The organism is Sphingomonas sp. CL5.1, from assembly GCF_013344685.1.
GTDB lineage: Bacteria > Pseudomonadota > Alphaproteobacteria > Sphingomonadales > Sphingomonadaceae > Sphingomonas.
Genome location: NZ_CP050137.1, coordinates 4,259,219 through 4,280,753, shown reverse-complemented (window position 1 = coordinate 4,280,753; position 21,535 = coordinate 4,259,219). Strand labels below are relative to the sequence as shown.

Annotated in this window: 16 protein-coding genes; 9 read left to right on the top strand and 7 right to left on the bottom strand. The window is 70.2% G+C overall.

The annotated features are described in order from the left end of the window. Positions 1-3 precede the first annotated feature (3 nt). From F9288_RS20460 to F9288_RS20440, 5 genes are read left to right on the top strand one after another with little or no spacing between them, the layout of a single operon-like run. On the top strand, positions 4-771 hold the full coding sequence (locus F9288_RS20460) for a class I SAM-dependent methyltransferase (RefSeq protein ID WP_174838489.1): 768 nt from the start codon (positions 4-6) through the stop codon (positions 769-771). Further along, positions 771-2,129 (top strand): aminomethyl-transferring glycine dehydrogenase subunit GcvPA, encoded by a 1,359-nt coding sequence (gene gcvPA, locus F9288_RS20455; protein WP_174838487.1) that lies wholly within the window; start codon positions 771-773, stop codon positions 2,127-2,129. Before F9288_RS20460 ends, gcvPA begins: the two co-directional genes overlap by 1 nt. Then, on the top strand, positions 2,126-3,700 hold the full coding sequence (gcvPB, locus tag F9288_RS20450) for an aminomethyl-transferring glycine dehydrogenase subunit GcvPB (protein ID WP_174838485.1): 1,575 nt from the start codon (positions 2,126-2,128) through the stop codon (positions 3,698-3,700). The genes gcvPA and gcvPB overlap by 4 nt, the downstream gene beginning before the upstream one ends. 41 nt (positions 3,701-3,741) lie before the next feature. Then, positions 3,742-4,722, top strand: a complete 981-nt coding sequence (locus F9288_RS20445; RefSeq protein ID WP_368076180.1) for an NAD(P)H-dependent flavin oxidoreductase — start codon at positions 3,742-3,744, stop codon at positions 4,720-4,722. Then, positions 4,722-5,210 carry a hypothetical protein gene (locus F9288_RS20440; RefSeq protein ID WP_174838481.1) on the top strand — a complete coding sequence of 163 codons (489 nt, stop codon included), beginning with the start codon at positions 4,722-4,724 and terminating at the stop codon, positions 5,208-5,210. Before F9288_RS20445 ends, F9288_RS20440 begins: the two co-directional genes overlap by 1 nt. 6 nt (positions 5,211-5,216) lie before the next feature. Here F9288_RS20440 and F9288_RS20435 read toward each other — a convergent pair whose 3' ends face one another. Next, positions 5,217-7,259 carry an NAD(+) synthase gene (locus F9288_RS20435; protein WP_174838480.1) on the bottom strand — a complete coding sequence of 681 codons (2,043 nt, stop codon included), beginning with the start codon at positions 7,257-7,259 and terminating at the stop codon, positions 5,217-5,219. An 85-nt stretch (positions 7,260-7,344) separates the two neighbouring features. Between F9288_RS20435 and F9288_RS20430 the strand changes: the two genes are divergently transcribed. Continuing rightward, positions 7,345-10,218 (top strand): PAS domain S-box protein, encoded by a 2,874-nt coding sequence (locus tag F9288_RS20430; protein ID WP_174838478.1) that lies wholly within the window; start codon positions 7,345-7,347, stop codon positions 10,216-10,218. Positions 10,219-10,221: 3 nt separating this feature from the next. On the opposite strand, the gene F9288_RS20425 is transcribed toward F9288_RS20430, so the two are convergent. After that, the gene (locus tag F9288_RS20425; protein ID WP_174838476.1) at positions 10,222-11,889 is read right to left on the bottom strand and encodes an alkaline phosphatase family protein; all 1,668 of its coding nucleotides are present in this window, start codon (positions 11,887-11,889) and stop codon (positions 10,222-10,224) included. 101 nt (positions 11,890-11,990) lie between these two features. Between F9288_RS20425 and F9288_RS20420 the strand changes: the two genes are divergently transcribed. Then, positions 11,991-13,958, top strand: coding sequence for a protein-disulfide reductase DsbD (locus F9288_RS20420; protein WP_254621228.1), 1,968 nt, complete (start codon positions 11,991-11,993; stop codon positions 13,956-13,958). A 3-nt stretch (positions 13,959-13,961) separates the two neighbouring features. Here the strand turns inward: F9288_RS20420 and F9288_RS20415 are convergent, their stop codons facing one another. Both F9288_RS20415 and F9288_RS20410 read right to left on the bottom strand, forming a co-directional pair. Beyond that, positions 13,962-14,714: an arginyltransferase gene (locus F9288_RS20415; protein ID WP_174838475.1), complete on the bottom strand. Its 753-nt coding sequence runs from the start codon at positions 14,712-14,714 to the stop codon at positions 13,962-13,964. A 145-nt stretch (positions 14,715-14,859) separates the two neighbouring features. Further along, the gene (locus tag F9288_RS20410; RefSeq protein ID WP_174838473.1) at positions 14,860-16,116 is read right to left on the bottom strand and encodes a threonine ammonia-lyase; all 1,257 of its coding nucleotides are present in this window, start codon (positions 16,114-16,116) and stop codon (positions 14,860-14,862) included. Positions 16,117-16,199: 83 nt separating this feature from the next. Here F9288_RS20410 and F9288_RS20405 point away from each other — a divergent pair, with 83 nt between their 5' ends. Both F9288_RS20405 and F9288_RS20400 read left to right on the top strand, forming a co-directional pair. Next, positions 16,200-17,039 (top strand): NAD(P)-dependent oxidoreductase, encoded by an 840-nt coding sequence (locus tag F9288_RS20405; RefSeq protein ID WP_174838471.1) that lies wholly within the window; start codon positions 16,200-16,202, stop codon positions 17,037-17,039. Further along, positions 17,036-18,721 (top strand): amidohydrolase, encoded by a 1,686-nt coding sequence (locus tag F9288_RS20400; protein ID WP_174838469.1) that lies wholly within the window; start codon positions 17,036-17,038, stop codon positions 18,719-18,721. The genes F9288_RS20405 and F9288_RS20400 overlap by 4 nt, the downstream gene beginning before the upstream one ends. Here F9288_RS20400 and F9288_RS20395 read toward each other — a convergent pair. The 3 genes from F9288_RS20395 to F9288_RS20385 form a co-directional block, all read right to left on the bottom strand. After that, a complete protein-coding gene (locus tag F9288_RS20395; protein WP_174838467.1) occupies positions 18,712-19,491 on the bottom strand; it encodes an acetoin reductase in 780 nt (259 codons plus the stop codon). The genes F9288_RS20400 and F9288_RS20395 overlap by 10 nt on opposite strands. A gap of 131 nt (positions 19,492-19,622) precedes the next feature. Beyond that, positions 19,623-20,318: a response regulator transcription factor CtrA gene (ctrA, locus tag F9288_RS20390; RefSeq protein WP_174838466.1), complete on the bottom strand. Its 696-nt coding sequence runs from the start codon at positions 20,316-20,318 to the stop codon at positions 19,623-19,625. 154 nt (positions 20,319-20,472) lie between these two features. Beyond that, positions 20,473-21,513, bottom strand: coding sequence for an AI-2E family transporter (locus F9288_RS20385; RefSeq protein WP_174838464.1), 1,041 nt, complete (start codon positions 21,511-21,513; stop codon positions 20,473-20,475). Positions 21,514-21,535: the final 22 nt, after the last annotated feature.

Sequence of the window (21,535 nt, the reverse complement as noted above, 5' to 3'; positions counted from 1 at the left end):
GCGATGACCCTTTCCCCCACCTCCGACTGGAGCCCCGCGGCCTATGCCGCCAACGCCGCGTTCGTGCCGGCGCTGGGGCAGCCGGTGGTCGCGCTGCTCGCGTCGCGCGCGGGGGAGCGGATTCTCGACGTCGGCTGTGGTGATGGCGTGCTGACGGCGGCCATCGCCGCGACCGGCGCGGAAGTGGTCGGGGTCGATGCCTCGCCCGCGATGACCGCCGCGGCGCGCGAGCGCGGTCTCGACGCGCGGGTGATGAGCGGCGAGGCGCTGGACTTTTCTGCCGGGTTCGACGCCGCTTTCTCCAATGCCGCGCTGCACTGGATGCGCGATGCCGGCGCGGTGGCGCGCGGCGTGATGCGCGCGCTGAAGCCCGGCGCGCGTTTCGTCGGCGAGATGGGCGGCGGGGGAAATTGCGCCGCGTTGTGGGAGGGCATCGACGCGGAGCTTGCCGCGCGCGGCCATGCGATCCCGGACAGCGCGCGGCACTGGTATCCCTCCGTCGAGGAGTTCACCCGCGTCTATGCCGATGCCGGCTTCACCGACATCGCTGCCACGCTGATCCCGCGCCCGACGCCGCTGCCCGGCGGCGTGACGGGCTGGATCGCCACCTTCATGACCGGCGCGTTCGACGCCGCCGGGATCGACCCCGCCGACCTGCCCGCGATCGCGGAGGCGATCGAGGCGCGGCTCGCCGACCGGCTACGCGGGCCGGACGGCGCATGGGTCGCCGATTACGTCCGCCTGCGCTTCACGATGAGAAAGCCCGACTGATGCGTTACTTGCCCCTTACCCAGCCGGACCGCGCGGCGATGCTCGCCGCGATCGGCGCGTCCTCGATCGACGACCTGTTCGTCGACGTGCCCGAAAGCGTCCGCCTCGCCGGCCCGATCGCCGGCCTGCCCGGCCATGCCAGCGAACTTGCGGTCGAGCGCCACATGTCGGCGCTGGCGCGCAGGAACATGGCGGCCGGCGACGGTCCGTTCTTCCTCGGCTGCGGCGCCTATCGCCATCATGTGCCGGCGAGCGTGGACCATATCATCCAGCGCGGCGAGTTCCTGACCGCCTACACGCCCTACCAGCCCGAGATCGCGCAGGGCACGCTCCAGATGCTGTTCGAGTTCCAGACGCAGGTCGCGCGCCTGCTCGGGACCGATGTGGCCAACGCCAGCATGTATGACGGCTCCACCGCATGCTGGGAGGCGATCGGCATGGCGCGGCGCATCACCAGGCGCGGCAAGGCGATCCTCTCCGGCGGCCTCCATCCGCATTATGTGTCGGTCGCCAGGACGATGGCGAAATATACCGGCGATGCGCTCGACGTGTCGCCGCCGGTGCTGACCGCCGAAACCGATATCGACGCGCTGATCGCGAAGATCGACGGCGACACCTCGTGCGTCGTGGTGCAATATCCCGACATTCTCGGTCGCATCGCGGACCTGCGCCCGCTCGCCGACGCATGCCACGCGCAAAAGGCGCTGCTGGTCGCGGTGGTGACGGAGCCGGTGGCGCTCGGCGCGATCCGCTCGCCCGGCGAGATGGACGCCGATATCGTGGTGGGCGAGGGCCAGTCGCTCGGCGTCGGGCTCCAGTTCGGCGGGCCCTATGTCGGCCTGTTCGGCTGCAAGGACAAATATGTCCGCCAGATGCCGGGGCGGCTGTGCGGCGAGACGGTGGACGCCGACGGCCGGCGCGGCTTCGTGCTGACGCTCTCCACGCGCGAGCAGCATATCCGGCGCGAGAAGGCGACGTCGAACATCTGCACCAATTCAGGGCTTTGCGCGCTCGCCTTCTCGATCCACATGACCTTGCTGGGCGAGGCGGGGCTGCGCGCGCTGGCGGCGGCCAACCACGCCGGCGCGGTCGTCGCGGCGGAGCGGCTGGCGAAGGTGCCGGGCGTGCGGCTGGTGAACGACACCTTCTTCAACGAGTTCACGCTCGATCTGCGCAAGGAGGCGCGCCCGATCGTCCGCGCGCTGGCGGAGAAAGGCGTGCTCGCGGGCGTCTCGCTCGGGCGGCTCTATCCGGGCGTCGAGAGTCTCGCCAACGGGCTGGTCGTCGCGGTGACGGAGACGACCACGCCGGAGGATGTCGAAACACTCGCCAACGCGCTCGAGGAGGTGTTGGCATGACCGCGATCAACCAGAGCGGCTGGCGTCCGACGACGCCTGCGCAGGGCGGCAACGCCGGGCCCACCTTCACCGGCAACAAGGCGTTGATGCTGGAGGAGCCGCTGATCTTCGAGATCGGCGGCAGCGAGACGACCGGCGTGGAGATCGCGCCGCCCGCCACCGCGACCAGCCGCCTGGGCGGCCTCGCGCGCTCCGCGCCGATCGGCCTTCCCGGTCTCAGCGAGCCGGAGACGGTGCGGCATTACACCCGCCTCAGCCGGCAGAATTACGCGATCGACCTCGGGCTGTTCCCGCTCGGCTCGTGCACGATGAAGCACAACCCGCGCCTCAACGAGAAGATGGCGCGGCTGCCGGGCTTCGCGGACGTCCACCCGCTCCAGCCGATCGACACGGTGCAGGGCGCGCTGGAGGTGATCCAGCAGCTCGCGCACTGGCTGGTGACGCTTACGGGGATGCATTCGGTCGCGATGAGCCCGAAAGCGGGCGCGCATGGCGAATTGTGCGGCATCCTCGCGATCAAGGCGGCGCTGGAGAAGCGCGGCGAGGGGCATCGCAAGGTGATCCTGGTGCCCGAGAGCGCGCACGGCACCAACCCCGCCACCGCCGCCTTCGCCGGCTTCTCGGTGGAGAATATCCCCGCGACCGAGGAAGGCCGCGTCGATACGGCGGCGCTGAAGGCGCGGCTCGGGCCGGACGTTGCGGGGGTGATGATAACCAACCCCAATACCTGCGGCTTGTTCGAGCGCGATCTCAAGACGATCTCGGAAGCGGTCCACGCGGCCGGCGGCTATGTCTATTGCGACGGCGCGAACTTCAACGCGATCGTCGGCCGGGTGCGGCCGGGCGACCTCGGCGTCGATGCGATGCACATCAACCTGCACAAGACCTTCTCCACCCCGCACGGCGGCGGCGGGCCGGGGTCCGGGCCGGTGGTGTTTTCGGAGCGGCTTACGCCGTTCGCGCCGCTGCCGTTCGTCGAGAAGCAGGGCGATCATTTCGTGCTGGTCGAGGAGGAGACGGCGCAGGATCATCACGCCGACAGCTTCGGCCGGATGACCGCGTTCCACGGCCAGATGGGGATGTTCACCCGCGCGCTCACCTATATCCTCAGCCACGGCGCGGACGGCCTCAGGCAGGTGGCGGAGGACGCGGTGCTCAACGCCAATTACGTGCTGCGCAGCCTTGAGGACGTGCTCGACGCGCCATTCGCCGCATCGGGGCCGTGCATGCACGAGGCGATCTTCTCGGATAAAGGCTTCGCGGAGGGCTTCTCGACGATCGACGTCGCCAAGGCGCTGATCGACGAGGGCTTCCATCCGATGACGATGTATTTCCCGCTCGTCGTCCACGGCGCGATGCTCGTCGAGCCGACCGAGACCGAGAGCAAGGCGACGCTCGACCAGTTCATCGGCGCGCTGCGCTCGGTGGCGGAACGGGCGCGGGCCGGCGACGAGACGTTGCGCACCGCGCCGCATTTCGCGCCGCGCAACCGGCTCGACGAGACGCTGGCGGCGCGCAAGCCGAAGCTCGTCTGGCAGGAGCCGGAACCGGCGGCGGTCGCCGCCGAGTAGCATACCCGCAATTCGGCGCCGGCCCGTTTCGGGCTGGCGCCGTGGCGCGCTTCGTGCCAACCCGTTCTTCTAAAAAGCGGGAGAGGGTAATGGCGGTAAGCACGCGCATCACGGAAATGCTGGGGATCGAGAAGCCGATCATCCAGGCGGCGATGGGCTGGATCGCGCGCGCGCAGCTTTCCTCCGCCGTGTCGAACGCGGGCGGCATGGGGATCATCGAGACCTCTTCGGGCGAGCTGGACGCGGTGCGCGAGGAGATCCTCAAGATGCGCGAGCTTACCGACAAGCCGTTCGGCGTGAACGTCGCGCAGGCCTTCGTCCGCGACCCCGACATCATCCGTTTCGTGATCGATCAGGGGGTGAAGTTCGTCACCACCTCCGCCGGCGATCCGATGAAATATACCGCGATGCTGAAGGAGGCGGGGCTGACCGTGTTCCATGTCGTCCCCAATCTGGCGGGCGCGTTGCGCGCGGTGGAGGCGGGCGTGGACGGCCTGATCGTCGAGGGCGGCGAGGGCGGTGGGTTCAAGAATCCGAAGGATGTCTCCACCATGGTATTGGTGCCGCAGGTGGTGGAGGCGGTCGACGTGCCAGTCGTCGCGGCCGGCGGGATCATGGACGGCAGGACGATGGCGGCGGCCTTCGCGCTCGGCGCCGAGGGCGTGCTGATGGGCACGCGCATCCTCTCCTCCGCCGAAAGCCCCGTGCACGGGAACTGGAAGCAGGCGATCCTCGACGCCGATGCCACGGATACGGTGTTCCTCAACCGCAAGGGGCCGGGGCCGGCGCTCCGCGCGCTGCGCACCGGGCGGTCGACGCGGATCGCGGCGGAGGGCTCGCCCAATATCTTCGGCGAGTTCGCCGACACGCGGAAGGTCTATTTCGAAGGCGACCTGGAGGCGGGCATCGCGCTCACCGGGCAGGTCGCCGGGCGCATCCACGAGGTGAAGCCGGTCGCGCGGATTTTCGAGGAGACGATACGGGAATATAAAACGGTGGTCGCGGGCCTGCCGCGCGGGTGATGCGTGCATGGCCGATCCCGCGCGTTATCGGGGTGCTGTTCGGTGCCTTGTGGGGTGTGATCGGCACACTGGCGCTGTCGCTGCCGTATCCGATGCGGGCCATTGCGGGCGGAGCGGTGACGCTGATCGCGGCAGGGCTGCTGGGCCGCCTGTGGCTCCGCGCGCAGATACGTGGCGAAGGCAATGCGCTGTTCCGCCGTCGCGCCTATCTGCTGGCCGTGGCGTTCGAGATCGCGGCGATCATGCTCGCCTCCTCGCTGCTGCCGCGTTTCGGGTGGGGGGATTATTTCCTCTGCGCGGTCGGGGTGATCGTCGGGCTGCACTTCATCGGCCTGTGGCGGGCGAGCGGCGCGGCGCGCTTCCTTTATATCGCGCTGGCGATGTGCGTGATCTCGATCGGCGCGATGCTAGCGCCGCTTGCGTGGCGCGACGCCTCGCTCGGCTTCGGCAACGCGCTGGTGCTGTGGATCGCTGCCGGGCTGCCCTGATCTATCTCAATCCCACCCCGCCAGTTCGGCGAGCCACGCCGCCGCCGTGCCGTCGCTCGGCGCGCGCCAGTCGCCGCGCGGGCTGAGCGCGCCGCCGGACGACACCTTCGGCCCGTTGGGCAGCGCCGAGCGCTTGAACTGGCTGGTGCGGAAGAAGCGGTGGAGGAATTTCTCCAGCCACCCCCGGATCGTGTCGAGGTCATAGGCGACGCGCGCCGCCGCCGGCACGCCCTCCGGCCAGCGCCCCGCTTCCGCGTCGCGCCATGCGTGCCATGCGAGGAACAGGATCTTCGACGGCGCGAGGCCGTAGCGGATCACATGATGCGCGAAGAAATCGTTGAGCGCATAGGGGCCGATCCGCGCCTCCGTGCTCTGGATCGCGCCGTCCGCGCCGGCGGGCACCAGCTCCGGGCTGATCTCGGTGGTGAGGATCGCCTCCAGCACCGTATCGGTCTCCGGGTCATATTGGTCGGTCGCGATGCACCAGCGGATCAGGAACTGGATCAGCGTCTTGGGCACGCCGGCGTTGACGCCGTAATGGCTCATCTGGTCGCCGACGCCATAGGTGCACCAGCCGAGCGCCAGTTCCGACAGGTCGCCGGTGCCGACGACGATGCCGTCGCGCTGGTTGGCGAGGCGGAACAGATAGTCGGTGCGCAGCCCCGCCTGCACATTCTCGAACGTCACGTCATAGACCGGTTCGCCGTTCGCGAAGGGATGGCCGATATCCTCCAGCATCCGGCGCGCGGCGGGGCGGATGTCGATCTCCTCCGCCGTCACGCCGAGCGCGTGCATCAGCCTCCACGCGTTGCCTTTGGTGCCCTCGCTGGTGGCGAAGCCGGGCATGGTCACCCCGAGGATATCGCTCCGCGCGCGCCCGAGCCGGTCGAGCGCCTTGGCCGCGACGATCAAAGCGTGGGTGGAATCGAGGCCGCCCGACACGCCGATAACCAGCCGTTTCGCGCCGGTCGCTTCCAGCCGCTTCGCCAGCCCCTCGACCTGGATGTTGAAGGCTTCGTAGCAATCGGCGTCGCGCTTCTCCGGCGTGTTCGGCACGAACGGGAAGCGACGCAGCGCGCGGCGCAGGCCGACGTCGGCGAAATCGGGCCGGTGCGCGAAGCCGACGCGGCGGAAGCGCGTCTCCGGGTGGCCGGCGAGCGCGGCGGCGTCGTTGAACGTGCCGAAGCGCGTGCGCTCCTGCATAAGCCGCTCGCAATCCACGTCCGCGATGCACAGTTCGGGATCGTGCCCGAACCGCGCCGATTCCGCGAGCAACTCGCCAAGCTCGTGGATCGTGCCCTGACCGTCCCACGCGAGGTCGGTGGTGCTCTCCCCCGGCCCGGCGGCGGCATAGACATAGGCGCAGAGCGCGCGCGCCGATTGCGCCGCCGACAGCATCGCCCGCTCGCGCGCCTTGCCGATCGTGATGTTCGAGGCGGAAAGGTTGCAGCACACCAGCGCCCCGGCCAGCGCGCCGGGCGTCGACGGCGGGGTCGGCGCCCAGTAATCCTCGCAGATCTCCGCGTGGAACACGAAGTGCGGCAGGTCGCTGGCGGCGAAGATCAGGTCCGTGCCGAACGGCACCTCATCCCCGCCGATCGCGATCGTCAGCCCGGCGAGGCCCGCGCCCGACGCGAACCAGCGTTTCTCGTAATATTCACGGTAGTTGGGCAGGAAGGACTTGGGCACCACGCCCAACACGCGCCCGCGCGCGATCGCCACCGCGCAATTGTAGAGCCGTCCGTTGCGCGCCAGCGCGGCGCCGACCAGCAGCACCGGCGTGAGGTCGCGCGTCGCTTCCGTCACCGCTTCCAGCGCGGCCAGCGTCGCCGCCTGCTGCGCGGATTGCAGGTGGAGGTCGTCGATCGCATAGGAGGTGAGGTTCAGCTCCGGAAAGACGACGAGATCGACCGCCTGGTCGTGCGCGCTGTGCGCCAGCGCGATCGCCGCCCGCGCGTTGGCGGCGGCGTCGCCGACCGAGGCGCGCGGGGTCGCCGCGGCGACGCGCAGCAGGCGATGGGCGTGGATTGAACGGAATGCCGGCTTCATCTGTCGCCGGTCTAACGCGCTTTGTACGTCCGCGCCATGCTTCGGCGCTTTTCGCGATGGGTTGAAAGCGATAGTGAGGGTGTCGATGGACGACCCGCCGACAGACGCGCGCAGGGTTGCGCGGCAATTCGCCGGTTGCGGCGCATTGGGCGAGATGATGCTGGCGAAGGACTGGTCGTCATCGCCGCTCGGCCCGATCGGGCATTGGCCGCCGGCGCTGGTCAACGCGGTCGCCCTGATGCTCCCCGCCGCCGCCGAGATCGTGCTGTTCTGGGGGCCGGACTATGTCGCGCTCTACAACGATGCCTATGCGCCGACGATCGGCGACAAGCACCCGGCCGCGCTCGGCCGCCCGGCGCGCGAGGCATGGAGCGAGCTGTGGGATGACCTCGAGCCGCTGCTCGCGCATGTCCGCGAGACCGGCGAGACGTTCCGCGCGAAGGACCGCCCCTTCTATATCGAGCGCGCCGGCTACGGCGAGGAAGTGTTCTTCGACGTATCCTATTCCCCGGTCCGGGAGGATAGCGGCGAGATCGGCGGGGTGCTGTGCATCGTCTCCGAAACCACCGCGCAGGTGCGCGCGGCCCGCGCGCTGGCGGACGATCGCGCGCGGCTGGCGCAGATGTTCGAGGAGGCGCCGGGCTTCATCGTCGTGCTACGCGGCCGCGACCATGTCGTCGAGCTGGCCAACCGCGCGTTCCGCGACCTGATCGGCGAGCGGGAGGGCGGCATCGTCGGGCGCGCCGCCCGCGACGTGCTGCCGGAGATCGCGACGCAGGGCTATCTGGAACGGCTGGACGCGGTGTGGGCGAGCGCCGAATCCTATCGCGAGAATGGCTCAGCGGCGCGTTTGCGCCGTCGACCGGGCATGGAAGCGGAGACGCGCTACGTCGATTTCCTGTTCCAGCCGCTGGTCGACGCGACCGGCGCGGTGACGGGGGTGTTCGTGCAGGGCACAGACGTCACCGATCGCCACAGCGCCGAGCGGGCGCTGGCGCTGAGCCGCGAATCGCTGGAACTGGCGGCGGAAGCGGCGGGGATCGGCACCTGGGACATCCATTTGCCCGAGCGGCAGAGCCTGTGGTCCGACCGGGCCAAGGCGATCTACGGCTTCGCGCCCGATCATCCGATGACGCTGGACGATTATTACGCCCATCTCCATCCCGCCGACGAGCAGGCGGTCCGCGCCAGCCTTGAGGCGACGGTGGACCCGGCGCGGCGCGAGCCGCTCGACGTCGAGTTCCGCGTCCGGCGCGCCGACGACGGCGAATTGCGCTGGCTGGCGGCGACCGGGCGCGGCATCTTCGAGGGCGACCGCTGCGTCCGCGCGGCCGGCACCGTGATCGACATCACCCGCCGGCGGCAGGAGCGCGAGGCGCTGCGCGAGAGCGAGGCGCGCTTCCGCAACCTTTCGGATTCATTGCCCGCGCTGGTCTGGCAGACCGACGAGAAGGGCGAGATCGTCTTCGCCAACCAGTTCTTCGAGACGTTCCTCGGCGTATCCCCGGCGGAGATCATCCGCGAAGGCTGGACGCGGCTCTATCTGCCGGAGGACCGCGCGATGATGGCGGCGATCCGCGCGCAGGCCGATGTCGAGCGCCGGCCGATGGGCGGCGACCTGCGGCTGCGCACCGCGCGCGGCGAATCGCGCTGGGTCCATGCGGAGGCGCGGCCGCGCCTCGTCGACGGCGCCTATCGCGGCTATATCTGCTGCGCGGTGGACGTGAGCGAGGCGCATCTCGCCGGCGAGGCTTCCGAGCGCCGCGTCGCCGAGCGCACCCGCGAGCTGACCGAGCAGATCGCCGAGCGCGAGCGGGTTGAGGCCGCGCTCCACCAGATGCAGCGGCTGGAGGCGGTGGGGCAGCTCACCTCCGGCGTGGCGCACGATTTCAACAACCTGCTGACCGTCGTGCTCGGCAATGTCGCGACGCTGGAGCGGACGCTGGGCGATACGGCCGACGCGCGCGACCGGCAGCGGCTGGAGCATGTGCGCATGGCGGCCGAGCGCGGCGCGGCGCTGACGGCGCAACTGCTCGCCTTCTCGCGCCGCCAGCGGCTCGAGGCGAAGGTGGTCGAGCTGAACCAGACGATCGCGGGGATGCGCGAGCTGATGGAGAGCACGCTCGGCCGTGCGATCACCATCGACATGCGGCTGGCGGACGAATTGTGGCACGCGTTGGTCGATCCGACGCAGTTCGAGCTGGTGGTGCTCAACCTCGCGATCAACGCGCGCGACGCGATGGGCGCGGCCGGCGGCTCGCTCATGCTCGCCACCGGCAATGTCGCGCTGGGCGGGCCGGCCTCGCCGGACGAGCCGCCGGCCGGCGATTATGTCGTCGTCTCGGTCTCCGATACCGGCGAGGGGATGAGCGCGGAGGTGCGCGCGCGCGTGTTCGAGCCGTTCTTCACCACCAAGGGGGTGGGGAAGGGATCGGGACTGGGGCTGGCGCAGGTCTATGGCTTCGTCAAGCAATCGGGCGGCGGGATCAGGATCGAGACCGCGCCGGGCGAGGGGACGACGGTGAGCATCTACCTGCCGCGCGCCGCCGCGCCGCTTCGTCCGCGCGCGAGTGAGCCGGCGGCCGCCGGGAACTGCTCGATCGTGGGGCGCACCGTGCTGGTGCTGGACGACGATGCGCACGTCCGCGCGGTGACGGCGCAGGAATTGCGCGATGCCGGCGCGCTGGTGATCGAGGCGGCCGACGGCCCGCGCGCGCTGGGTGTGGTGGAGCGCGACATGGTGCTCGACGCGGCGGTGGTCGATTTCGCGATGCCGGGAATGAACGGGGCGGAGTTCGCCGCGCAGGCGCGTGGCCTGCGGCCGGGCCTGCCGGTGCTGTTCGTGACCGGCTACGCCGACCTGCGCGCGCTGGCGCATGTCGGCGACGACGCGGTGATCCAGAAACCCTATCCCGCCGGCGCCGTTTCCCGCCGGCTGGCGGAGATGCTGGCGGGATAGCCGTCAGCGCGGGCAGGTCGACGCGGCCGTCGCGTCGAGATCGAGGCAGCGCCCATCGAGGCCGTTCACCTCCAGCCCCACCGTCGCGGCGAGCGTCGGCACGATATCGACCGTCTCGACCGACAGCGGCTGCTCGAACCCGGCGATGCCCTTGCGCCAGAACAGGATCGGCACGCGGCGGTCGTAATCCCACGGGCTGCCGTGGGTCTCGACATAGCCGGGGCCGGGCGCCGGGATCGGCGTGACGCGCGGCTTGAGCAGCAGCAGGAAATCGCCCGACCGCTCCGGGTCATAGGAGGCGCGCGCGCGTTCCAGCAGCGTCCAGGTTTCCGGCGGTCCCTTGGGCATCGGCGTCGCGGCGATCTGCTCGCGGGTCGGCACGGCGGCGATCTGCGGCATCGCGGAATAACGCTTCACCGCCGCCGCGATCACCGCAGCGCGCTTCGCGGCGGGCACGTCGCTGGAGACATAGACGTCGCCCTCGCCGCCGATCAGCACCGGCCCGGCGATGCCAAGCTCCCTGCCGATCGCCGCGCCCACCGTCCTGGGGGAAAGCGCGGGATCGACGCGCGTCTCCATCGGCATGGCATGTTCGCGCTGCCGCTCGGTCATGTCGTGCGCGCCGTGGTCGGCGGTCAGCACCACCTCGTAATCGACGCCCAGCCCGTCGAGCGCGTCGAAGAAGGTTTCCAGCGACAGGTCCAGCTCGTTCATCTGGATGCACATCTCGCTGCCCTGCGTGCCGTTGGCGTGGCCGACATAATCGGTCGCGGAAAGGCCGACGATCAGCAGGTCGGGCGCCGCGCCGGTCCCGAGCTTCATGTCGTGGGCGAGGCCATAGGCGATGCCGAGCACCGCGCTGTCGATCGCGGGGGAGGCGCGGAACGCCTTGGCGTCGCCCGCCGCGCGCTCGAACCGCCCGGTGCCAAGCGTCTGGTTGCCGACCTGGATCGGCCGCGCGATCGCCGCGCACCAGCCGGGCAGCGGCAGCGGCCCCTGTGGCTTGGCGATCAGCTCCGCCACCGCCGTCCGCGCGCGCGCCACCGTCGGCGGCACCGCGCGCCCGGCATAGGAGGCGAAGGTCTTGCCGTCCCAGAACCACAATTCGTCGACCTTGTGGCCGCCCATCATGATCGCCGCGCGATCCTTGCCCGCGACCGACACGACGCGCGTGGCGGGATGGGCGGCCTTCATCATCTCGCCCAGCGTCGGCACCCTCAGGTGCAGGTCGGAGGCGGTGTAGTTGTTATGGTCGCTGCCGGGGACGCGCTCGTCCTCCGCGCAATAGACCATCTTGTCGGCGCGGCCCGCCTTCTGGTCCAGCCAGGTGTTGGCGATGATCCCGGTGTGCGCCGGGCGCATCCCGGTCAGGATCGTCGAGTGGCCGGGGCAGGTCTCGGTCGCGGCGTGGCTCTGGTAGCCGGAGGGGAAGACGACGCCCTGCAACAGCCGCGCGAAGCCGCCGGTGAAGCGATTGCGATATTGCGCGAACAGGTCGGCGGAGAATTGATCGACCGAGATGGCGACGATCAGCTTCGGCGCGGCGCGCGGCCCCGCCGCCTCGGCGACCGGAGCGGCGGGCGCGGCCTGCTGCGCGAGCGCCGGGGCGGCGAAGGCGGCAGCGATCAGGGCAATCGGCAGGGCGAGGGGAGCGGCGATCCGCACTTTCATCTTCGGTCCTTGGTGCAAAGCGTTGGCGGGCAGGGTATGTCCGCGCCATGATGGCGAGGCAAGCATGGTTGCGGCGGGTATCGGCCCTTTTGGTCGGGCTGATGACATTGCTCGCGCTGCCCGCCGGCGCCGCGCCGCATGTCGCGATGCGGCTGGTGGCGGAAACCGCGCGGCCGGCGGCGGGCGGCACGGTGACGCTCGCCTTCGACGCCGCGCCCGCGCCGGGCTGGCACGCTTACTGGCAGAACCCCGGCGACGCGGGCGTCGGCACGCGGCTGGAATGGCATCTGCCGCCCGGCGCGACGGCGGGCGAGCTGCGCTATCCGGTGCCGCAGCGGCTGCTGATCGCCGGGCTGATGAACTATGTGTTCGAGCGGCCGTTCGCGATGCTGGTCGATCTGAAGGTGCCGGCCGGGCTGACGGCGGGCGCGCGGCTGCCGATCGCCGTCAAGGCGGACTATCTGGTCTGCACCAACGATCTGTGCGTGCCCGAGACGCAGACGCTGGAGACGGTGCTGACGATCGGCGACGGCGCGCCCGATCCGGCAAGCGCAGCGCGGTTCGACGCATGGCGGCGCGCGCTGCCGCAGCCGCTCGGCGCGACGGCGACATGGCAGGCGAGCGGGGGCACCTTCAGGCTCGGCGTGCCGTTCCCGGCGGACGCGCCGGTGAACCAGCCGTATTTCTACCCGGCCGCGACCGGCGCGGTCGATTTCGCCGCGCCGCAGAAAGTGGCGCGCGACGGCGACCGGCTGGTGATCGAGACGAAGGCCGCCGCGACCCCGGTCAACGGCCGGATCGAGGGCGTGCTGGCGACCGGCGACGGGCGCGGGCTGGCGATCGTCGCGGAGCCGGGCAATGTCGCGCCGGCCGCCGGCGGGGAAGGGGCATGGGGCGCGGCGCTCGCGGCCTTCGCCGGGGCGGTGCTCGGCGGGCTGTTGCTCAACATCATGCCCTGCGTCTTTCCGATCCTGAGCCTCAAGGCGCTGAGTCTCGCGCGCGCGGGCGAGACGGAGCGCGGCACGCGGCGCGAGGCTGTGGCCTATGCGGCGGGGGTGGTCGTCGTCTGCCTCGCGCTGGGCGGCACGTTGCTCGCGTTGCGGGCGGGCGGGGCGGCGGTCGGCTGGGCGTTCCAGTTGCAGGACCCGCGCGTGATCGGCGCGCTGCTGCTGCTCGTCGCCGGGATCGCGCTCAACCTCGCCGGGCTGTTCGAGCTGCCGACGCCACGCTTCGCCGGCCGCTCCGGCACGACCGGCGCCTTCGCCACCGGCGCGCTGGCCGCGTTCATCGCGACGCCGTGCAGCGGTCCGTTCATGGGCGCGGCCCTCGGCGCGGCGCTGGTGCTGCCGACGGTGGCGGCGCTGATGATATTCGCCGGCCTCGGCTTCGGCATCGCATTGCCGTTCCTGCTGATCGGCTTCGTGCCCGCGCTGCGGCGGCGACTGCCGAAGCCGGGGGCTTGGCTGGCGCGGGTGCGGCGCATCCTGTCGCTGCCGATGTTCCTCACCGCGCTGGCGCTCGGCTGGGTGCTGTGGCGGCAGGCGGGGAGTGTCGGGCTGATGCTCGCGCTGATCGCGCTGGCGCTGCTGCTGGTGGGCCTGTGGCTGACCGGCCTGGCGCAGCGCGCCGGGCGTGGGCGCGCGTGGTGGCCGGCGCTGATCGGCGTGCCGGGGGCGCTGGTCGCGGCTGCGCTGCTGCATCCCGGCGCGGCGACTCCGGCGGCGGCGGTCGCGGGCGCGCAGCCGTTCAGCGAGGCGCGGCTCGCCGCGCTGCGCGCCCAAGGGCGGCCGGTGTTCGCCTATTTCACCGCCGACTGGTGCCTCACCTGCAAGGTCAACGAAAAGACCTCGATCGAGACGGAGAAGGTCGCGCGCGCGTTCCGGCACGGCAAGGTGGCGGTGCTGGTCGGCGACTGGACCGACGGCAACCCGGCGCTCGGCCGCTTCATCGAGGCGAACAACCGCGCCGGCGTGCCGCTCTACCTGTGGTACGCTCCCGGCGCGCCGGCCCCGCGCGTCCTGCCGCAATTGCTGACGCCGGACATGCTGGCGGCATTGCCCGGCGCGTGAGGCTCAGGCGACGACCGCCTCGTCCTCCGGCAGCAGCGTCCAGCCGCGCGGGCCGAGGATCTCGAGCGGGCGATAGCGCGTCTTGTATTCCATCCGCGCCGATCCCTTCACCCAATAGCCGAGATAGACATAGGGCAGGCCGGCGGTGCGCGCGCGCAGGATATGGTCGAGGATGATGAGGTTGCCCAGCGCCGGCCGGTCCTCGCGGTCGGCGGCGAAGAAGCTGTAGATCATCGACAGCCCGTCCGCCTGCCGGTCGGTGAGGCAGGCGCCGATCAGCTTGCCCCGCGCGCCGTTCACCGAAGGCTCGCGATATTCGACGATCACCGAGTTGACCGGCGATTGCTCGATCATGTCGGCATAATCGGTGTCGTCCATCCCCGCCATGCCGCCGCCGGGGTGGCGCGCGGCGAGATAGCGGCGCAGGAGCTGGTATTGCTCGTCGGTCGCCCACGGGCGGCAGGCGGTCACCTCCAGATCGGCGTGGCGGCGGATCAGCTTGCGCTGGGTGGCGTTGGCGACGAAATCATGCGCGACGACGCGCACCGAGACGCAGGCCGAGCAGCCCGCGCACGACGGGCGATAGGCGACCGACTGGCTGCGCCGGAAGCCGATCCGGCCGAGCGCGTCGTTCAGCTCGTTGGCGTGCGGGCCGGAAAGCTCGGTGAACACCTTCCGCTCCTGTCGCCCCGGCAGATAGGGGCATGGCGCGGGGCTGGTCACGAAGAAGCGCGGAAAGCGAAATGGCGCCGTCACCGACGTTTACCCCTTGAGCCGGCGCGATGATCCGCGCCGTCTCCGAGGATATGCGACCTCGCCGCAATCGTGAAAAGGCTGTTAACCACGAATGGAGGTTAACGCGTCCGCCCGCGCCGTTCCAGTGGGTGGAGGAGGCCCGGTTTCAGGCCGGCTCGACCGGGCTCACCTCATAGCCGCCGTCGCGCAGCGCCGCCATCAGCCGGTCGAGGTGCCCGCGATCGCGCGCCTCGCATTCGATGTCGGCGATCAGGCCCTTGGCCGGCAGCGAGGTGAACACGCGCTGGTGATAGACCTCGATGATGTTGACGCGCTGCTCGTCGAAGATGCGCGCGACATTGTAGAGCGCGCCGGGCTGGTCCTTCAGCCGGATGCGCAGCCGCGCCAGCCGGCCGGACCGGGCGAGATCGCGCAGCAGCACGTTGGCGAGCAGCCGCGTGTCGATATTGCCGCCGCACAGCACCACGCCCACCGTCTTGCCGCGGAAGCGGTCGCCGTGCTGCATCAGCGCGGCGAGGCCGGCGGCGCCCGCGCCCTCGACCACCGTCTTCTCGATCTGGAGCAGCAGGCTCACCGCCTCCTCCAGATTGCGTTCGGAGACGAGCAGGATGTCGTCGACCAGCGCCTCCACGATCCGCGCGGTGATGCCGCCCGGCTCCTTCACCGCGATGCCCTCGGCCAGCGTATCCCCGGCGCAGGGCAGGTCCGTGTGATGGATGCGATTATACATCGAGGGGAACAGCTCGGCCTGCACCCCGATCACCTCCACCGCGCGGCGCGGCGCGGCGGCGGCGACGGTCGCCATGCCGGAGATGAGGCCGCCGCCGCCGATCGGGGTGATGAACGTGTCGATTCCCGGCACGTCCTCCAGCATCTCCAGCGCGACCGTACCCTGCCCGGCGATCACGCGCGGATCGTCGAACGGGTGGACGAAGGTATAGCCCTCGTTCGCCTCCATCGTGCGGGCATGGGCATAAGCGGCGTCGAACGTGTCGCCCTCCAGCACCACGGTGGCGCCGTGGCCCTGCGTCTGCGTCACCTTCACGATCGGGGTGGTCTTCGGCATGACGATCGTCGCCGGCACGCCGAGCCGGTTGGCGTGATAGGCGAGGCCCTGCGCGTGATTGCCCGCCGAGGCCGCGATCACGCCGCGCGCCTTCGCCTCGTCCGAAAGCTGGAGCAATGTGTTGAGCGCCCCGCGCTCCTTGTAGGCGGCGGTGAACTGGAGGTTCTCGAACTTCAGATAGACGGTCGCGCCGGTGAGCTGCGACAGCGTCTTGCTGATGAGGGTGGGCGTGCGCACGATCGAGTCGCGAATCCGCATGTGCGCCGCGCGCACGTCGTCGAGGGTGACGGGAAGGGATTCGCTGCTCGTCGCAAGGCTTGCCAACATAACCTCCATGAAATGCCGCAACAGGCGCGGCGGAGAGGGAGCCGCCTAGACCATCTGGCGCGCCGTGGAAACTCCGCCTAATCCCCATCTCCATGAGGATCGCATTCATCGGCACCGGCGTCATGGGCGCCCCGATGGCCGGGCATCTCGCCCGCGCCGGACACGACGTCGTCGTCTATAACCGCACCCGCGCCAGGGCGGCGGCGACCGGGCTGGAGGTCGCGGACACGCCGGCCGCCGCTGCGGCGGGCGCCGACGCGGTGGTGACATGCGTCGGCAACGACGGCGATCTGGAGCAGGTGACGCTCGGACCGGATGGCGCCTTCGCCGCGATGCGCGCGGATGCGGTGTTCATCGACCACACCACCGTCTCCGCCGATATCGCGCGGCGGCTGGCGGCGGCGCGCGCGCTTTCGGTCGATGCGCCCGTATCCGGCGGGCAGGCGGGCGCGGAGAAGGGCCAGCTCTCCATCATGTGCGGCGGCAGCGACGCCGCGATGGCCAGGGCGCGGCCGGTCATGGAGCCTTATGCCGCGCGCATCGTCCATGTCGGCGCGGCCGGGGCGGGGCAGCAGTCCAAGATGGTCAACCAGATCTGCATCGCCGGCGTGGTGCAGGGGCTGAGCGAGGCGCTGCGGTTCGCGCAGGCGAGCGGGCTCGATCTCGACAAGGTGTTCGAGGCGGTGTCCGGCGGCGCGGCGCAGAGCTGGCAGATGGTCAACCGCTGGGGGACGATGGCGAGGGACGAGTTCGACTTCGGCTTCGCGATCGACTGGATGCGCAAGGACCTCGGGCTGGCGCTCGACGAGGCGAAGCGCAACGGCGCGGTGCTGCCGGTCGCGGCGCTGGTCGATCAATTCTATGCCGAGGTGCAGAAGCTGGGCGGCGGGCGACAGGACACCAGCGCGCTGGTCCGGCGGCTGCCGCGATGAGGGCGGCGCTGCTCGCGGCGGCCGCCGTCCTGCTTCCCGTTCCCGCGCTGGCCGATGCGCTGATCGACAATGTGCAGGGCATCACGCTCGACCGCGACGGCAGGGTCGTGCGCTTCAAGGCGCTGGTGATGGACAAGGACGGCAAGGTCGTCCGCCTCGTTCCCGTCAACGAGGAGCCGCGCAAGCCGACGAAGAAGGACCCCGGCCCGCGCTACGACTGGCGCGCGGACATGAAGGGCAAGGTGCTGCTGCCCGGCTTCATCGACGCGCACGGCCATGTCGAGCAGCTCGGCTTCGCGGCGATGTCGCTCGACCTGTCGGACACGAAATCGCTCGACGAGGCGAAGGCGAGGATCGCCGCCTATATCGCCGCCAACCCGGACCGGAAGTGGATCATCGGGCGCGGCTGGAATCAGGAGGTATGGGGGCTGGGGCGCTTTCCGACCGCCGCCGATCTCGATCCGATCTCGCAGGGCCACGCGATCTGGCTGGAGCGCGCCGACGGCCACGCCGGCTGGGCGAACGGCGCGGCGATGCGCGAGGCCGGCGTCACCGCCGCCACGCCGACCCCGGCCGGCGGCCGGATCGAGAAGGGCGCGGGCGGCCAGCCGAGCGGCGTGTTCGTCGATGCCGCCACCCAGCTTGTCGACAAGGTTCTCCCGCAGCCCTTGCCGAAGGAGCGCGACGCCGCCTTCCTCGCCGCGCAGCAGGTGCTGCTCGGCTATGGCGTCACCGCGATCGCCGACATGGGGACGACGCTGGACGACTGGCTCAGCTATCGCCGCATGGCCGATATCGGCGCGCTGCGCATCCGCGTGATGAGCTATGCGCGCGGCGTCGAGACGGCGAGCCGCGTCGGCGGCAAGGGGCCGACGCCGTGGCTCTATGGCGATCGGCTGCGGATGGGCGGGGTGAAGCTCTATGCCGATGGCGCGCTCGGCTCGCGCGGGGCGTGGCTGAAAGCGCCTTATGCCGATGCGCCGGGCCAGTCCGGCCTCGGCTTCAACACCGACGCGCAGCTCCAGAACCAGATGAGCCGCGCGGCGATGGACGGCTTCCAGATCGCGGTCCATGCGATCGGCGACCGCGCCAACCAGCAGGTCCTGGACGCGATCGATGCGCTGTCGGACACTTATTCCGGCGACCGCCGCTGGCGGATCGAACATGCGCAGATCGTCGCGCCGGAGGATCTGCCGCGCTTCGGCCGCCACGGCATCGTCGCGTCGATGCAGCCGGTCCACCAGACCAGCGACCGCACGATGGCGGAGGCGCGATTGGGGCCGCAGCGGCTGGCCGGGGCCTATGCGTGGAAATCGATCCTCGCCACCGGCGCGAAGCTCGCCTTCGGCTCCGACACGCCGGTCGAGAAGCCCGATCCCTGGGCCGGCTGGGCGGCGGCGTTCACCCGGCAGGACGCGGACGGCCAGCCCTATGGCGGCTGGCGGCCGGAGGAGGCGCTGACCCGCGAGCAGGCGTGGTGGGCCTATACCGGCGGCGCGGCCTACGCCGGCTTCGCGGAGAGCAGGTTCGGCATCCTCGCCCCCGGCCAGCGCGCCGATTTCATCATCGTCGATCGCGATCCGCTCAACGCCAGCCCGACCGACCTGCGCAAGACGGTGGTCGAGCAGACGTGGATCGGCGGTGAGAAAGCATGGGAGCGGAAACAGACCGGTCAGCGATAGACCATCCCGCCGTCCACCATGATCGACTGGCCGGTGACATAGTCCGAATCCGGCCCGGCGAGGAACGCGACCAGCCCGGCGACATCCTCCGGCGTCTCCATCCGGCCCAGCGCGATCCCCTCGATCGCGCGCGTGGAGATGGTGCCGCGCGGCGCGCCGGTGACGGCGGAGAAACGCTCGTCGATCTCCTCCCACATGCCGGTGTCGACGATGCCGGGGCAATAGGCGTTCACGGTGATGCCACGGCTGGCGAATTCCTTCGCGGCTGACTGGGTGAGCGAGCGCACCGCGAACTTGGTGGCGGAATAGACGCCCAGCATCGCCGCGCCGTCCTGCCCCGCGATCGAGCAGGCGTTGATGACCTTGCCCTTCCGCCCGCGCGCGACGAACTTCGCCGCCGCCGCCTGGATGCCCCAGATCACGCCGTTCACGTTGATGCGGAAGATGCGCTCCACCTCCTCCGGCGTCACGTCCGACAGCGGCTGGACCTGCGCGATCCCGGCGTTGTTGATCATCACGTCGAAGCCGCCGAGCGTGCTTTCGGCATGGTCGATCGCGGCATGGACCTGCTCGCGGTCCCCGACGTCGGCGACGAAGATCGTCGCCTTGCCGCCCAGCGCGGCGATCTCGCCGGCCACCGCGTCGATCGCGGGGCGGTTGATATCGACCAGGCAGAGGCTCGCGCCGTCCCGCGCCAGCCGCAGCGCGATGCCGCGCCCGATCCCCTGGCCGCCGCCGGTGACGAGAACAACCTTTCCCTCGATCGACATCACGCATCCTCCCTCGCCGCTTCCGGGGAGGAACATGCCCGCGCGGCATCGCGTCGGCAACGCCGGAAAAGGAAAACGGCCGCGTCACCCCCCGATGGCGCGGCCGTCTCCCGGTGACGAAGGAGTGTCGATCAGGCGACCTGCGCGGCCTCCTCCGGCTCGCGGAGGACGTAACCACGGCCCCACACGGTCTCGATGTAATTCTCGCCCTCGCACGCGAGGCTCAGCTTCTTGCGCAGCTTGCAGATGAAGACGTCGATGATCTTCAGCTCCGGCTCGTCCATCCCGCCGTAGAGATGGTTGAGGAACATCTCCTTGGTCAGCGTGGTGCCCTTGCGGAGCGAGAGCAGCTCCAGCATCGCATATTCCTTGCCGGTCAGATGCACCCGCGCGCCATCGACCTCGACCGTCTTGGCGTCGAGGTTGACGGCGAGCTTGCCGGTCTTGATGACCGATTGCGAATGGCCCTTCGAGCGGCGGACGACCGCGTGGATGCGGGCGATCAGCTCCTCGCGGTGGAACGGCTTGGTGACATAGTCGTCGGCGCCGAAGCCGAACGAGCGCACCTTGGAATCCATCTCGTTGATGCCGGAAAGGATCAGCACCGGCGTGGTGACGCGGGCGACGCGCAGCCGCTTCAGCACGTCATAGCCGTGCATGTCCGGCAGGTTCAGGTCGAGCAGGATGATGTCGTAATCATAGAGCTTGCCAAGGTCGAGGCCCTCCTCGCCAAGGTCGGTCGAATAGACGTTGAAGCCCTCGGCGGAGAGCATGAGTTCGATCGCCCTGGCGGTCGTCGGCTCGTCCTCGATCAGCAACACCCGCATCTGATTTCCCCGTTCGAGACCGCGCCCGCACCTCTCCCAAGGCCCGGACGCGACAGAATCATTAACCAAATACTGTCTGAACGCAAAAGGTTAATTTCGTCTTAAGCGAGGGATTCCCGCGAGTCGCGCGGGTTCCGGAGACGAATCGCGGCGTTCAGGGGGCGCTTTCCCCAATATCCTCGCCAAGCGTTTCGCGGAGGTAAAGGCTGCGCACCAACGTGAAGATCACCACCAGCAGCGCGGCGGAGAAGAACAGGCCGAAGATGCCGAACACCGCCCCGATCGCGAGGATCGCGAACAGGGTTACCGCCGGCGGGATCGCGATCACCCGGCTGGTGACGAACGGGGTGATGAAGTTGGTCTGCACCAGCCGCACGATCGCGAACACCGTCAGCGCCCAGGCGATCGTCGCCGGCCCCTGCGTCGCCGCCAGCCCCAGCGCGGGGAGCATCGCCGCCAGCGGGCCGATATAGGGGATGAACTCCGACAGGCCGGTCAGCAGCCCCAGCGCGGCGGCGGAGGGCACGCCGGCGATCCACAGCCCCAGCCCGACCAGCACGCCCATCGTCGTCATCTGGATCAGCTGCGCGCGCAGCCACAGCCGCAGCGTGGAGGCGACATCCGACAGCGCATCGTCGATCGCCGCGCGCTTCGATCGCGGCATCAGCAGCAGGAAGCCGCGCTCGTACACGCGCGGATCGACCGCGAAGAAGATCGCGCCGGCCAGCACCAGCAGCGCGTTGAGCAATATCTCGCCCAGCCCCTGCGCCAGCCCGCCGATATCCTGCGCGATCCGGCTGCCGGCATAGGCCGAGCGCACCGCGTCGGCGATCTTCGCCCCTACCGGCGTCTGCGACATATAGTCGCCGAGATCCGCGATCGTCGCGGGCAGGCGGGTGACGAACAGGTTCACCTGCTCGCGGAACGCCACGCCGAACAGCCAGCCGAGGAAGGCGATCAGCGCCAGCACCGTGACGATCGCCAGCCCCAGCGCCGGCTTGGGCGGGACGCGGATCGCGCGGCCGTAACCTTCCGCGATCGCGTGGATCACGATCGCGCCGAGCATCGAGCCGAAGGACAGGATCAGCAGGTTGCCCGCGACATAGAGCGCGGCGAGCAGCGCGAATACCAGGGCGACAAGGAACAGCCGGCGAATGAAGCGCGCGTCGGCGTCGTCGGGCGAGAGACGGCTCATCGCGGGCGAGGATGCCAGAAAA